The 12404-nt window shown below is 65.6% G+C and carries 9 protein-coding genes; 6 read left to right on the top strand and 3 right to left on the bottom strand.

Annotated elements, in window-relative coordinates:
- Positions 1 to 208 precede the first annotated feature (208 nt).
- From AC3FNH_RS21895 to AC3FNH_RS21875, 5 genes are all read left to right on the top strand, one after another.
- On the top strand, positions 209 to 1771 hold the full coding sequence (locus AC3FNH_RS21895) for a protein adenylyltransferase SelO (RefSeq protein ID WP_488721539.1): 1563 nt from the start codon (positions 209 to 211) through the stop codon (positions 1769 to 1771).
- Positions 1772 to 1887: 116 nt separating this feature from the next.
- On the top strand, positions 1888 to 2298 hold the full coding sequence (gene msrB / locus AC3FNH_RS21890; RefSeq protein WP_488721538.1) for a peptide-methionine (R)-S-oxide reductase MsrB: 411 nt from the start codon (positions 1888 to 1890) through the stop codon (positions 2296 to 2298).
- A 74-nt stretch (positions 2299 to 2372) separates the two neighbouring features.
- On the top strand, positions 2373 to 2912 hold the full coding sequence (locus AC3FNH_RS21885) for a septation protein A (protein WP_276097551.1): 540 nt from the start codon (positions 2373 to 2375) through the stop codon (positions 2910 to 2912).
- Between the two features lie 67 nt (positions 2913 to 2979).
- Positions 2980 to 3294 carry a BolA family protein gene (locus tag AC3FNH_RS21880; RefSeq protein WP_276097552.1) on the top strand — a complete coding sequence of 105 codons (315 nt, stop codon included), beginning with the start codon at positions 2980 to 2982 and terminating at the stop codon, positions 3292 to 3294.
- Between the two features lie 4 nt (positions 3295 to 3298).
- Positions 3299 to 4093 (top strand): peptidylprolyl isomerase, encoded by a 795-nt coding sequence (locus AC3FNH_RS21875; protein ID WP_276097553.1) that lies wholly within the window; start codon positions 3299 to 3301, stop codon positions 4091 to 4093.
- A gap of 427 nt (positions 4094 to 4520) precedes the next feature.
- On the opposite strand, the gene AC3FNH_RS21870 is transcribed toward AC3FNH_RS21875, so the two are convergent.
- The gene (locus AC3FNH_RS21870) at positions 4521 to 4952 is read right to left on the bottom strand and encodes an ACT domain-containing protein (protein ID WP_488721537.1); all 432 of its coding nucleotides are present in this window, start codon (positions 4950 to 4952) and stop codon (positions 4521 to 4523) included.
- Between the two features lie 284 nt (positions 4953 to 5236).
- Between AC3FNH_RS21870 and acs the strand changes: the two genes are divergently transcribed.
- Entirely contained in the window at positions 5237 to 7303 is a 2067-nt protein-coding gene (gene acs, locus AC3FNH_RS21865; protein ID WP_488721536.1) for an acetate--CoA ligase, read from the top strand.
- A gap of 66 nt (positions 7304 to 7369) precedes the next feature.
- On the opposite strand, the gene purL is transcribed toward acs, so the two are convergent.
- Complete coding sequence (purL, locus tag AC3FNH_RS21860) at positions 7370 to 11416, bottom strand: phosphoribosylformylglycinamidine synthase (protein ID WP_488721535.1); 4047 nt, start codon at positions 11414 to 11416, stop codon at positions 7370 to 7372.
- A 200-nt stretch (positions 11417 to 11616) separates the two neighbouring features.
- A complete protein-coding gene (locus tag AC3FNH_RS21855) occupies positions 11617 to 12222 on the bottom strand; it encodes a winged helix DNA-binding protein (protein ID WP_488721534.1) in 606 nt (201 codons plus the stop codon).
- Positions 12223 to 12404 lie beyond the last annotated feature (182 nt).

Here is a 12404-nt window from a genome sequence, read left to right as displayed (position 1 = left end):
GGAAGAACATTGCGTGTGATAAGGCAGCCTGGAGGGCCCGGTCCGGATGTGGAAGTACAATACTGCGAGCCATGTTGCGCCTCAACATGTCGTTTTCCCTAGCACGCAAGCGCACTTCCGGGAGATTCGGCATGCCGGCGCTGCACTGCCCACACGCGGCGTTTACCCTATCCGTGCCTGAATCCGTCGCCGCGCGGCACCCCAGACAATGTCCGATACCGTCAATCAACCTTCCGTCCAACGCGATGTCTCCGGCAACGGTGCGACGTTCCGCGCGCCATTCCAGACCGAACCCGGATTTGCCGGCCTCGGCGAGCGCTTCTTCACGAAGCTGCGCCCCACGCCGCTGCCCTCGCCCTACCTGGTCAGCATCGCGCCGGCCGCCGCTGCCCTGCTGGGCATGCCGGCCGAGGCCCCGGCGCAGCCGGACTTCATTGAAGCGTTTGTCGGCAACAGCATTCCCGAATGGGCCGACCCGCTGGCCACTGTCTACTCGGGACATCAGTTCGGCGTGTGGGCGGGACAGCTTGGCGATGGCCGGGCAATCCGCCTCGCGCAGGCGCAGACCGATACCGGCCCGTGGGAGATCCAGCTCAAGGGTGCCGGACTCACGCCCTATTCGCGCATGGCCGACGGCCGCGCGGTGCTGCGCTCATCGATCCGCGAGTACCTGTGTTCCGAAGCCATGGCGGCACTTGGCGTGCCGACCACGCGCGCACTGAGCATCGTCGGCTCCGACGCGCCGGTGCGGCGCGAAACCATCGAGACCGCCGCGGTGGTGACGCGGCTTGCGCCCACGTTCATCCGCTTCGGGCACTTCGAACACTTTGCCGCACACGAGGACGTTGCCGCGCTGCGCCAGCTGGCCGATTTCGTCATCGACAACTTCATGCCGGCCTGCCGCGAGTCCGCCCAGCCCTACCAGGCCCTGCTGCGAGAGGTCTCGCTGCGCACGGCCGACATGGTGGCGCACTGGCAGGCGATCGGCTTTTGCCACGGCGTGATGAATACCGACAATATGTCGATCCTCGGCCTGACCATCGATTACGGCCCGTTCGGCTTCCTCGACGCGTTCGACGCCAACCACATCTGCAACCATTCGGACACGCAGGGCCGCTATGCGTACAGCCAGCAGCCGCAGGTCGCGTTCTGGAACCTGCATTGCCTGGCGCAGGCGCTGCTGCCCTTGTGGCTGGAGCCGGGCGCCGATGACACCGCGCGCGAAGACGCCGTGACGCAGGCGCGCGCAGCGCTGGACCCGTTTCGCGACCGCTACGCGATCGAATTCTTCCGCCACTACCGGGCCAAGCTCGGCCTGCGCATGCCGGCCGGTGGCGACAAGGAAGACGAGCCGCTGATGACCAGCCTGTTCCAGCTGCTGCATGCGCAGCGTGTGGACTACACCTTGTTCTGGCGCAACCTCGCCCACATCTCCTCTTTGGATGGCGCCAGCGACGCCCCGGTGCGCGACCTGTTCCTCGACCGTGCCGCCTGGGACGCCTGGGCGCAGGGTTACCGGGCCCGGCTGCAGGCGGAGCAATCCGACGACAGCGCCCGGCGCGCCGCCATGCTGGCAGTCAACCCCAAGTATGTGCTGCGCAACCATCTTGCCGAAACCGCCATCCGCCGCGCGCGGGAAAAGGACTTCAGCGAAGTGGACCGGCTGCTCGCCGTGCTGTCGCGTCCCTTCGACGAACAGCCGGAGTCGGAAGCCTACGCGGCGCTGCCGCCCGACTGGGCGTCCGGAATCGAGGTGAGCTGTTCGTCGTGATGTCGCCCGGACGCCGCCCGGCACGCCTTCCCGCACTGGTGTAAGGTTCGAACCACGGCCGCGACCAATGCGTGAGGCCGGCATGACACGCCAGCCCCCTACCGAAAGGATCCAGCATGACCACAAGCAAGACCGACGCCGAGTGGCGCCAGCAGCTTTCCGACATCGAATACCGCGTCACGCGCGAGGCCGCGACCGAACGCCCGTTCACGGGCCGCTACTGGGACCACTGGGACAGCGGCATCTACAAGTGCGTAGGCTGCGGCACTCCGCTGTTCGAATCGGCCACCAAGTTCGACGCCGGCTGCGGCTGGCCCAGCTACTTCCGGCCGATCAACGGCGAGGTGATCTCGGAGCACACCGACCACACGCACGGCATGGTACGCGTCGAGGTCCGCTGCAAGGAATGCGGCAGCCATCTCGGCCACGTATTCGAAGATGGCCCCGCACCGACCGGGCTTCGCTATTGCATCAACTCGGCTGCGTTAAAATTCGACGATCGCGACCCGGCTGAGCGCGACGGCTGACGCACACGCGCCCGGCCGCGCTGCCGGCCCGCGGGCCGGGCGCGGAGCCGGGCCCGCCAACCCTAGTTATTCCCATGAAATTCCTGTTCGACCTGTTTCCGGTCATCCTTTTCTTTGCCGCCTTCAAGCTGGCCGGCATCTACACCGCCACGGCAGTGGCCATCGGCGCCACGATCCTGCAGATCGGCTGGGTGTGGCTGCGCCACCGCAAGGTCGAACCGATGCAGTGGGTGAGCCTGCTGATCATCGGCGTGTTCGGCGGCGCCACCCTGGTGCTGCACAACGAGACCTTCATCAAGTGGAAGCCGACCGTGCTGTATTGGCTCTTCGCCGCGGCGCTGATCGGCTCGGTGATCGGCTGGCGCAAGAACCTGATCCGCGCCATGATGGAAAAGCAGGTCACGCTGCCCGATGCGGTATGGGGACGCCTGAACGCGGCATGGGCCGGCTTCTTCGCGGCCATGGGGCTGCTGAACCTGTATGTGGCCTTCCAGTTCTCCACGGACACCTGGGTGAACTTCAAGCTGTTCGGCAGCATGGGGCTGATGCTTGTCTTCATCATCGCGCAGAGCGTCTGGCTGTCGCGCCATATGCAGGAAAACACGCAGGACTGAGGCCTGCGCGAACATTGTCGGGGCCTGGGCCTCCGGGCCTCGCTCCAAGAATCCCTGAGGAACACAAATGGCAGCTGATCCCGCCACTATCGAGGCGATTCTGCGTGAAGCGCTTGCTCCAAGCCACCTGGTCGTGCGTGATGACAGCGCGTTGCATGCCGGCCATGCCGGCGCGGCATCTGGCGGTGGCCACTATGACGTGACCATCGTCAGCGAGCGCTTTACGGGCCACACCCGCGTTGCGCGGCACCGCATGGTGTATGATGCGCTGCGCGGTCTGTTCCCCACGCAGATCCACGCTTTGGCCGTGACCGCGTTCACCGATCAAGAATTTCAATCCCGCGAAACCTCACGCGGTTCTTCCAGCAACTCTCAGACCTGATTCCATGAAGACCACCGTCCTCTCGTTCAGCCTGGCGGCTGTGCTCGCTGCCGGCAGCCTGCCCGCAGCCGCCCAGAATGCCGCTGTCGTGAATGGCAAGGCCATTCCCTCGGCCAAGCTGGACAAGCTGATCGCCGGCACCGGCCAGCCCGACAACCCGGAGTTGCGGGATCGTGCGCGCAGCATGCTGATCGACCGCGAACTGCTGGTGCAGGAAGCCAACAAGCGAGGCCTGACGCAGCGTGACGACGTGCAGGAGCAGCTGGAGCAAGCGCGCCTGAACGTGCTGGCCGGCGCGGTGTTCGAGGACTATGTGAAGACCCACGGCGCCAGCGACGCCGAACTGCGCAAGCAGTACGACAAGATCAAGTCCCAGTTCGGCAATGGCAAGGAATACCACGTGCGCCACATCCTCGTGGCGAACGAAGCCGATGCCAAGGCCATCATCGCCAAGATCAAGGGCGGCGCCAAGTTCGAGGACCTGGCCAAGGCCTCATCCAAGGATCCGGGCTCCGCGGCCAACGGCGGCGACCTGGACTGGGCCAACAGCGGCAGCTACGTGCCGGAATTCTCGGCGGCCATGACCGGCCTGAAGAAGGGCCAGATGACCGATACGCCGGTCAAGACCCAGTTCGGCTGGCACATCATCGAACTCGTCGATGTTCGCGACGCCAAGATCCCGAGCTACGAAGAGGTCAAGCCCCAGCTGATGCAGATGATGATGGGCGACCAGAACTGGCAGCGCGAGCAGTTCCAGGCCATGATGAAGAACCTCAAGGACAAGGCTAAGATCCAGTAACGTTGCAGGCCGGTCCCCCCGCCGGGCTGCAGACTAGAAGGAAGCAGCAGCGTGGAGCCTCAGACCGGCTACTGGCAACTCTGGCATCTCACTTCGCGGGGCATGTGCTATTGCGCGCTTGCCTCGGCCTCGCTTGACGGCGCCGCCCCCGGGTGGCGCACCCTGCATCCCCATCTTCCGTTGCGGGACCGTTATGCCCCCGAGAAGACTCTGCGCGCCGTGGTAGCGTACCGGGAAGCACGCGGAGAAATCATTCCACCCGAAGGCATTGACAGCAGACGACTGCTGCATTTCGCCTATGCATCGTGGAGTTCGCGGCTGAAGGCGCCGCTGCAAGAGTAGCAACGCGCCCCCAGCCCGATCGTCGCCCCCCCCCCGGAACGCCACCTCCGCCACCTGCATCCTTGCGGCTGGATGCACCTGCCCTTCAGTTGTCGCGGTTCAGGATCTCCAGGGCAGCATTCGCATCGTCCAGCGAATCCAGAGCGAGGTAGGCGACGAACCGCGTACCGATCACGGAAGCCGAAAAGCCACGCAAATTGATGCCTCCCGTAGCGAGCTTCCGCGTCAGCTCGGCGGCAACACCGGGCTCGTTCGGTCCCATGATGTGCAGTGAATGCAAGCTGTTCGTGACATTGAAACCGACTTGCGCAGCCGTACGAATTTCCCTGTCAGACTGCAGCGGTGTCACGAACACCACGCCCTTTCCGGGTGCCTCCGGACTCCGGCGGGCAACGACGAACTGCAGGTCCGCGCCCGCGTCGCGCAGCGCCTCCAGCACCTCGGCCAGTCCGCCCGGCCGGTCTGGAATGGAGGCAGCCCACACATCCATCCGCTCGACGAGAAGATCCTTTGCCATCTCGCGTCCTCCAATGACATTGCCATTGAAATCTAGCTCATGGGCTGGCGAGGACAAGGCGAGGCGGAAGGCGCGGCGCCGGTCTGGCAACCGAGCTGTCGCAGACTTAATATGGATTTATCGTTTCCCGGGCCGCCGCCATGCCGCGGCAAGGCAGCCCGACGCCTTGAAGGGCCGGAAGTGGTACTGGCCGGATCAATGCCGTGGAAGGCCAGGAGATTGTGTTCAGGACCCACGCGTGCCGCGTCACGTGGAGTCCCCGCACCATCTGAAGGGGAACCGTCATGTCAGAAGACAAGTCACCACGCCATGCCGCGGAGCGGCGAGCGGCAGAAGTCTCCGAGGCGCAGATTGCGGTGCATTGGCCGGAAGAGGACTATTTCCCGCCACCGGCGCAGTTCATTGCCCAGGCCAATCTGACCGATCCACGCATCTTCGAACGATTCTCGCTCGAGCATTTTCCCGAGTGCTACAAGGAATTTGCCGACCTGCTGGACTGGTACAAGTACTGGGAGACCACGCTCGATGCCAGCAACCCGCCATTCTGGCGCTGGTTCGTCGGCGGCAGGATCAACGCCTGCCATAACTGCGTGGACCGCCATCTCGCCAGGAACAGGAACAAGACCGCCATCCACTTCGTGCCGGAGCCTGAGAACGAGACGGTGCATCACCTGACCTACCAGGAACTGTTTGTACGCGTCAATGAGCTTGCCGCCTGCCTGCGCGACGCCTTCGGCCTGAACGCAGGCGACCGCGTCACCCTCCATATGCCCATGGTGGCTGAACTGCCAATTACGATGCTGGCCTGCGCGCGGCTCGGGGTCATACACTCGCAGGTCTTCAGCGGGTTCAGCGGCAAGGCGTGCGCGGACCGCATCGTCGATTCCGAAAGCCGCCTGCTGATCACCATGGACGCCTACTGGCGCGGCGGCGAGTTGCTCGACCATAAGGAAAAAGCGGACATTGCGGCGACTGAGGCGGCCAGCGCCGGCCACCCGGTCGAGAGAGTCCTGATCTGGCAACGCTACCCGGGCAAGTACTCGAGCGGTGCCGCGCTCGCCAGGGGGCGCGACGTCATCGTCAACGAGGTGCTTGCAGATTTCCGCGGCAAGCGCGTAGAGCCCGCCCCGATGCCCGCCGAGGCGCCGCTGTTCCTGATGTACACCAGCGGTACCACCGGCCGCCCCAAGGGCTGCCAGCACTCCACCGGCGGCTACCTTTCCTACGTCGCGTGGACGTCAAAGTACATCCAGGACATCCACCCCGAGGACGTCTACTGGTGCATGGCCGATATCGGCTGGATCACGGGCCATTCCTATATCGTCTACGGCCCGCTCGCCCTCGCCGCCTCGTCGGTGGTCTACGAAGGCCTGCCCACCTGGCCCGATGCCGGCCGGCCATGGCGCATCGCGGAGTCCCTCGGCGTCAACATCTTCCACACCTCGCCCACCGCAATCCGCGCGCTGCGGCGCAACGGCCCCGACGAGCCCGCAAAGTACAACTACCATTTCAAACACATGACGACTGTGGGCGAGCCGATCGAGCCCGAGGTCTGGAAGTGGTACTACAGCACTGTGGGCAAGGGCGAGGCTGTCATCGTGGACACCTGGTGGCAGACCGAAAACGGCGGGTTCCTGTGCAGCACTGTGCCAGGCATCCATGCCATGAAGCCCGGCAGCGCGGGCCCCGGCATTCCGGGCATTCATCCGGTCATCTACGACGACGACAACAAGGAAGTGCCGATGGGCTCCGGCAAGGCCGGCAATATCTGCATCCGCAACCCCTGGCCTGGCGTGCTGCAGACGGTCTGGAAGGACCCTGACCGCTACGTGCAACAGTACTATGCGCGCTACTGCAAGAACTCCGACAGCAAGGATTGGCGCGACTGGCCCTATATGGCCGGGGACGGCGCCATGCAGGCCGCGGACGGCTACTTCCGCATCCTCGGCCGTATCGACGACGTGATCAACGTCGCCGGCCACCGCCTCGGCACCAAGGAAATCGAATCGGCTGCGCTGCTGGTGCCCGACGTCGCCGAAGCGGCGGTGGTGCCGGTTGCCGACCAGGTCAAGGGCAAGGTGCCCGACCTCTATGTCTCGCTGAAACCGGGCGTGGAGGCGTCCCCCAAGATCGCCAGCAAGGTCGCCGCCTCGGTGGTCTCGCAGATCGGCGCCATTGCACGGCCGCACCGTGTCGTGATCGTGCCCGACATGCCCAAGACCCGCTCTGGCAAGATCATGCGGCGCGTGCTGGCGGCCATCTCGAACAAGCAGGAACCGGGGGACGTATCCACGCTGGCCAATCCAGAAGTTGTCGAGAAGATCAAGAAACAGGCCGGCGGGCAGGACTGACGCCACAAAGGAACAAGCCCGCGCAAGGCGGGCTTGTTCAATGCACGAACGGCAAGCTGTGCAGCCTTACCCCACCCACTTGCGCGCGTTGCGGAACATCCGCATCCACGGGCTTGCCCCATCCGCCACCTGCTTCCAGGCATCCGGCGCCCAGCTCATGGTCGCGGCACGGAACACACGTTCCGGGTGCGGCATCAGCACGGTGAAGCGGCCATCGGTTGTCGTCACCGAGGTGATGCCGTCCGGCGAGCCGTTCGGGTTCAGCGGATAGGTCTGCGTGACCGCACCGTGGTTGTCCACAAACCGCAGCGCCACATTGGCCTGCCCGATATCGCCCTGCTGCGAGAAGTCGGCAAACCCTTCGCCGTGCGCGACGACGATCGGAATGCGGCTGCCTTCCATGCCGGCGAAGAAGACCGACGGCGACTGCTGCACTTCCACCGTGACGTAGCGCGCCTCGTACTGCTCCGACTGGTTGCGCGTGAACTTCGGCCACGCACCGGCGCCCGGGATGATCGGGGCCAAATTGCTCATCATCTGGCAGCCGTTGCACACGCCCAGCGCAAACGTGTCCTGGCGGTTGAAGAAGGCCGCGAACTGCTCGGCCATCTGCGCGTTGAACAGGATGGTCTTGGCCCAGCCCTCGCCGGCGCCCAGCACATCGCCGTAGCTGAAGCCGCCGCAGGCCACGAAGCCCTTGAAGTCTGCCAGGTTCGCGCGACCCGCGATCAGGTCGCTCATGTGGACATCGTGCGTGTCGAAACCCGCACGGTCCATGCTGTATGCCATCTCGATCTGCGAGTTGACGCCCTGCTCGCGCAGGATCGCCACGCGCGGACGCGCGCCGGTAGAAATGAACGGGGCTGCGATGTCCTCGGCCGGATCAAAAGTCAGCACCGGGCTGATGCCGGGGTCCGCCGCGTCCAGCAGGCGGTCGTATTCGCTGTCGGCACAGACCGGGTTGTCGCGCAGGCGCGCGATGCGCCAGCTGACCTCGCTCCAGTTGCGCTGCAGGTCCGTGCGCGAGGCGCCGAACACCTTCTTGGCGTCGCGATAGATCTCGATCTGGTCGGTCGCGTTGGGCTTGCCGATCACATGGCTGCATGCCGACAGGCCAGCTTCGCGCAGCACGGCGAACACCGTGTCGCGGTCCTGCAGGCGCACCTGCACCACCGCGCCCAGTTCTTCCGAGAACAGCGCGCGCAGGGTCTGGTCATTGCGGCGCTCGGCGATCTGCTGGGCCCAGTTCTTGGCATCGCCATAGTCCTGTTCCTGCTGCGGATCCAGCGCCAGCATGTCGACATTCAGCGAGATACCGCAGTGGCCGGCAAACGCCATTTCCGCCAGCGTGGCGACAAAGCCTCCATCGGAGCGGTCGTGGTACGCAAGCAGCTTGCCCTCGGCATTCAGGCGCTGGATCACATTGAAGAAGTTCTTCAGATCTTCCGCGCTGTCCACGTCCGGTGCGCTGTCGCCAACCTGCTGCGTGACCTGCGCCAGGATGCTGCCGCCCATGCGGTTCTTGCCGCGGCTGAGGTCGATGCCGATCAGCACCGTGTCGCCCGCGTCGGTACGCAGCTGCGGCGTCAGCGTGCGGTTCACGTCGTCCACCGCGGCGAACGCGGAGATGATCAGCGACACCGGCGCCACCACTTCCTTGGCCACGCCGTCGTCCTGCCACTTGGTGCGCATCGACAGCGAATCCTTGCCGACCGGGATGCTGATGCCGAGGGCCGGGCACAGTTCCATGCCGACCGCATGCACGGTGTCGTACAGCTTGGCGTCCTCGCCTTCCACGCCGCAGGCGGCCATCCAGTTGGCGGACAGCTTGACCTTGCCCAGGTCCTTGACCGGCGCCGCTGCCAGGTTGGTCAGCGCTTCACCGATCGCCATGCGGCCCGAGGCCGGGGCGTTGATGACGGCCAGCGGCGTGCGCTCGCCCATGGTCATCGCCTCGCCGGCATTGCCCTTGTAATCGAGCGTGGTCACGGCCACGTCGGCCACCGGCACCTGCCACGGGCCGACCATCTGGTCGCGCGCGTTCATGCCGCCCACGGTACGGTCGCCGATGCTGATCAGGAACGACTTGTTGGCCACGGTGGGGTGGCGCAGCACGTCGCGCACGGCCTGTTCCAGCGAGATGCCGGTGACGTCCACCGCCGGCAGTGCCTGCTCGACGCGCTTCACGTCGCGGTGCATGCGCGGCGGCTTGCCCAGCAGCACTTCCATCGGCATGTCGACCGTGTAGTGCTCCTTGAGCGCGGCGTCGACATGCGAATCGACCAGCTGCAGCTGCTTTTCCTCGGTGGCCACGCCCACTACGGCGAACGGCGAACGCTCGCGCTCGCACATGGCCTGGAACCTGGCGAAATTGTCCGGCGCGATGGCCAGCACGTAGCGCTCCTGCGATTCGTTGCACCAGATCTCGGCCGGCGACAGGCCCGACTCCTCCAGGTGCACCTTGCGCAGGTCGAAGCGCGCGCCGCGGCCGGCGCCGTCAACCACTTCGGGGAACGCGTTGGAAATGCCGCCCGCGCCAACGTCGTGGATCGACAGGATCGGGTTCTCGTCACCGAGCTGCCAGCACGCGTTGATCACTTCCTGCGCACGGCGCTCCATCTCGGGGTTGCCGCGCTGGACCGAATCGAAATCCAGGTCAGCGGTGTTGGTGCCGGTCGCCATCGAGCTGGCGGCGCCGCCGCCCATGCCGATGCGCATGCCCGGGCCACCGAGCTGAATCAGCAGCGTGCCGGCCGGCAGGTCGTTCTTGTGCGTGTGGCTGGCGTCGATATTGCCGATGCCGCCCGCGATCATGATGGGCTTGTGGTAACCACGCACGGTACCGCCCACGTTCTGCTCGTAGACGCGGAAGTAGCCGCCCAGGTTCGCGCGGCCGAATTCGTTGTTGAACGCGGCGCCGCCGAGCGGGCCTTCGATCATGATCTGCAGCGGCGAGGCGATGCGGTCCGGCTTGCCGGTCACGCCGGCCTTGTCGTCGGGGTTGCGGTGCGCCACCGGCTGGGCGGCGTCGCGATCGTTTTCCCACGACTCGACGGCCTCGGGCAGCATCAGGTTCGACACCGTGAAGCCAGTCAGGCCGGCCTTGGGCTTGGCGCCGCGGCCGGTCGCGCCCTCGTCGCGGATTTCACCGCCGGCGCCCGTGGAGGCACCCGGGAACGGCGAGATCGCGGTCGGGTGGTTGTGCGTCTCGACCTTCATCAGCGTATGGGTCAGCGCCTCGTGGCGGCCATACTTGTGGGCATCGCCGCGCGGGAACCAGCGTTCGGCCACGCCGCCTTCCATCACGGCAGAGTTATCCGAATAGGCCACGATCGAGCCCTGCGGATTGAGCTGGTGCGTGTTGCGGATCATCGCGAACAGCGACTTGTCCTGCTGCACGCCGTCGATGGTCCAGGTGGCGTTGAAGATCTTGTGGCGGCAGTGCTCGCTGTTGGCCTGCGCGAACATCATCAGCTCGACGTCGGTCGGGTTGCGCTCGAGCTTGGCGTAGGCGTCGATCAGGTAGTCGATCTCGTCTTCCGACAGCGCCAGGCCCATGGCCACATTGGCCTCGGCCAGCGCGCCGCGGCCGGCGGAAATGTCGACGAAGCGCAGCGGCTTGGCCGGCAGCTCCTGGAACAGTCCGGCGGCTTCCTCGCGCGTGGCGATCACCGTTTCAGTCATGCGGTCGAACAGGTGCGCGGCCACCGCGGCACGCGTGTCGGCATCCAGCGCCTTGCGCCCGCGCAGCAGGCCCTTCTTGCAGATCACGGTGATCTCGATGCCGCGCTCGATGCGGTGCACGTGCGTCAGGCCGCAGTTATGGGCGATGTCGGTGGCCTTGCTGGCCCACGGCGAAATCGTGCCGAAACGCGGGATCACGACAAAGCGGTCGCCTTCCGGCTGCTCGGCGAACGGCGCGCCGTAGGTCAGCAGCGCGGCAATGCGGCTCTGGTCTTCGGTGGACAGCGGGGTGTCCGAATCGACGAAATGGAGGAACTGGCCGTGCACCGATTCGATATCGGTGTCGATCTGCCGCAGGGCGGTGAGCAGGCGTTGCTGGCGGAAGGCGGAAAGCGCCAAAGCGCCGGGGAAGCACGAAAAATGCGCCATGATCGTAGCGGTCGGGAGGCGAAGGAGGTAGGGGCTGCTGCTTGCCGGCACCGCTGCATGGGGCGCCGGCCGGCGGGAAACCAGTATTGTACCTTGCCGGCACCCGGATTTTGCACTGCGCCATCACGGCGCATCTGTGTTAGGCCTGGCCGTGATAATGCTTATGCATCACTTTCCCCGATGCAACCCGCGTCCTGCGCTCAAAGTGACGTAGCCGAGCGCGCCGCCTGCTCATAGAGTCCGGTCAGCACACGCATCAAGCGCGCGAGTTCGCCGATCTCTGCATTCTCCTCGCTGCCCTCGGTGAAATTGCTGGTCAGGCACTGCTCGCGGATTTCACGGTAACGCGCACAGGCCTCGGCACCGGCCGGCGTGGTCGAATACGTGGACTCCTTGCCGATGCGCTCGCCCGTCACCAGGCCCAGGCCCTGCAGCTTCTTCAGCGCATAGGTCACCAGGTGGGTGTCCTCCACGTTCAGCACAAAGCAGATATCGGCGAGGCGCTTGGCGCGGCCGCGGTGGTTGACATGGTGCAGCACCAGCACGTCCAGGAAGGTCAGGTCGCGAACGCCGGCGGCTCCCATGCAGCGCACCACCCAGCGGCTGTAGGCGTTGTAAGCGGTGTTCAGGCCGAACTCGAACTCGGACAGCTGCGGGCTGCGCGCCGACACCAGGTGCGACGACGACACGATATTGGTGCCCGCCGCGCGCGACAGCGGGGCAGCGGGCTTGACGGGCGCGGTGTCCGGCGCGGAAATAAGGTCGGCTTCGGCGGCCGGACCGGGCGCGGCGGGCTTGCGTGCCATGGGGAATGCTCCTTGCAACCTTGGACGGGAGCCGCCGGAGCCCTGCCCGCGGCGCCGCCCCCGTCAATTTTGGCTTGACAGTTTATCGACAAATTATGGAGCATGAGGTGCTCGACAAGAACAATGAACAGGCAGGGCTCGAGGGGCTGCGCGCCTGGAGCCTGCGCGCCGGCCATTTCGGG

The sequence above is a fragment of the Cupriavidus sp. 22TCCZM01-5 genome (genome assembly GCF_057798915.1).
The sequence above is the reverse complement of the archived record's forward strand: the minus strand, read 5'-3'. Positions and strand labels throughout refer to the sequence as shown.

What these genes read in the sequence shown, in the direction of transcription:
- AC3FNH_RS21895 (WP_488721539.1), top strand. Translation starts at nt 209, where the DNA reads ATGTCCGATACCGTCAATCAACCTTCCGTCCAACGCGATGTCTCCGGC.
- msrB (WP_488721538.1), top strand. Translation starts at nt 1,888, where the DNA reads ATGACCACAAGCAAGACCGACGCCGAGTGGCGCCAGCAGCTTTCCGAC.
- AC3FNH_RS21885 (WP_276097551.1), top strand. Translation starts at nt 2,373, where the DNA reads ATGAAATTCCTGTTCGACCTGTTTCCGGTCATCCTTTTCTTTGCCGCC.
- AC3FNH_RS21880 (WP_276097552.1), top strand. Translation starts at nt 2,980, where the DNA reads ATGGCAGCTGATCCCGCCACTATCGAGGCGATTCTGCGTGAAGCGCTT.
- AC3FNH_RS21875 (WP_276097553.1), top strand. Translation starts at nt 3,299, where the DNA reads ATGAAGACCACCGTCCTCTCGTTCAGCCTGGCGGCTGTGCTCGCTGCC.
- AC3FNH_RS21870 (WP_488721537.1), bottom strand. Translation starts at nt 4,952, where the DNA reads ATGGCAAAGGATCTTCTCGTCGAGCGGATGGATGTGTGGGCTGCCTCC.
- acs (WP_488721536.1), top strand. Translation starts at nt 5,237, where the DNA reads ATGTCAGAAGACAAGTCACCACGCCATGCCGCGGAGCGGCGAGCGGCA.
- purL (WP_488721535.1), bottom strand. Translation starts at nt 11,416, where the DNA reads ATGGCGCATTTTTCGTGCTTCCCCGGCGCTTTGGCGCTTTCCGCCTTC.
- AC3FNH_RS21855 (WP_488721534.1), bottom strand. Translation starts at nt 12,222, where the DNA reads ATGGCACGCAAGCCCGCCGCGCCCGGTCCGGCCGCCGAAGCCGACCTT.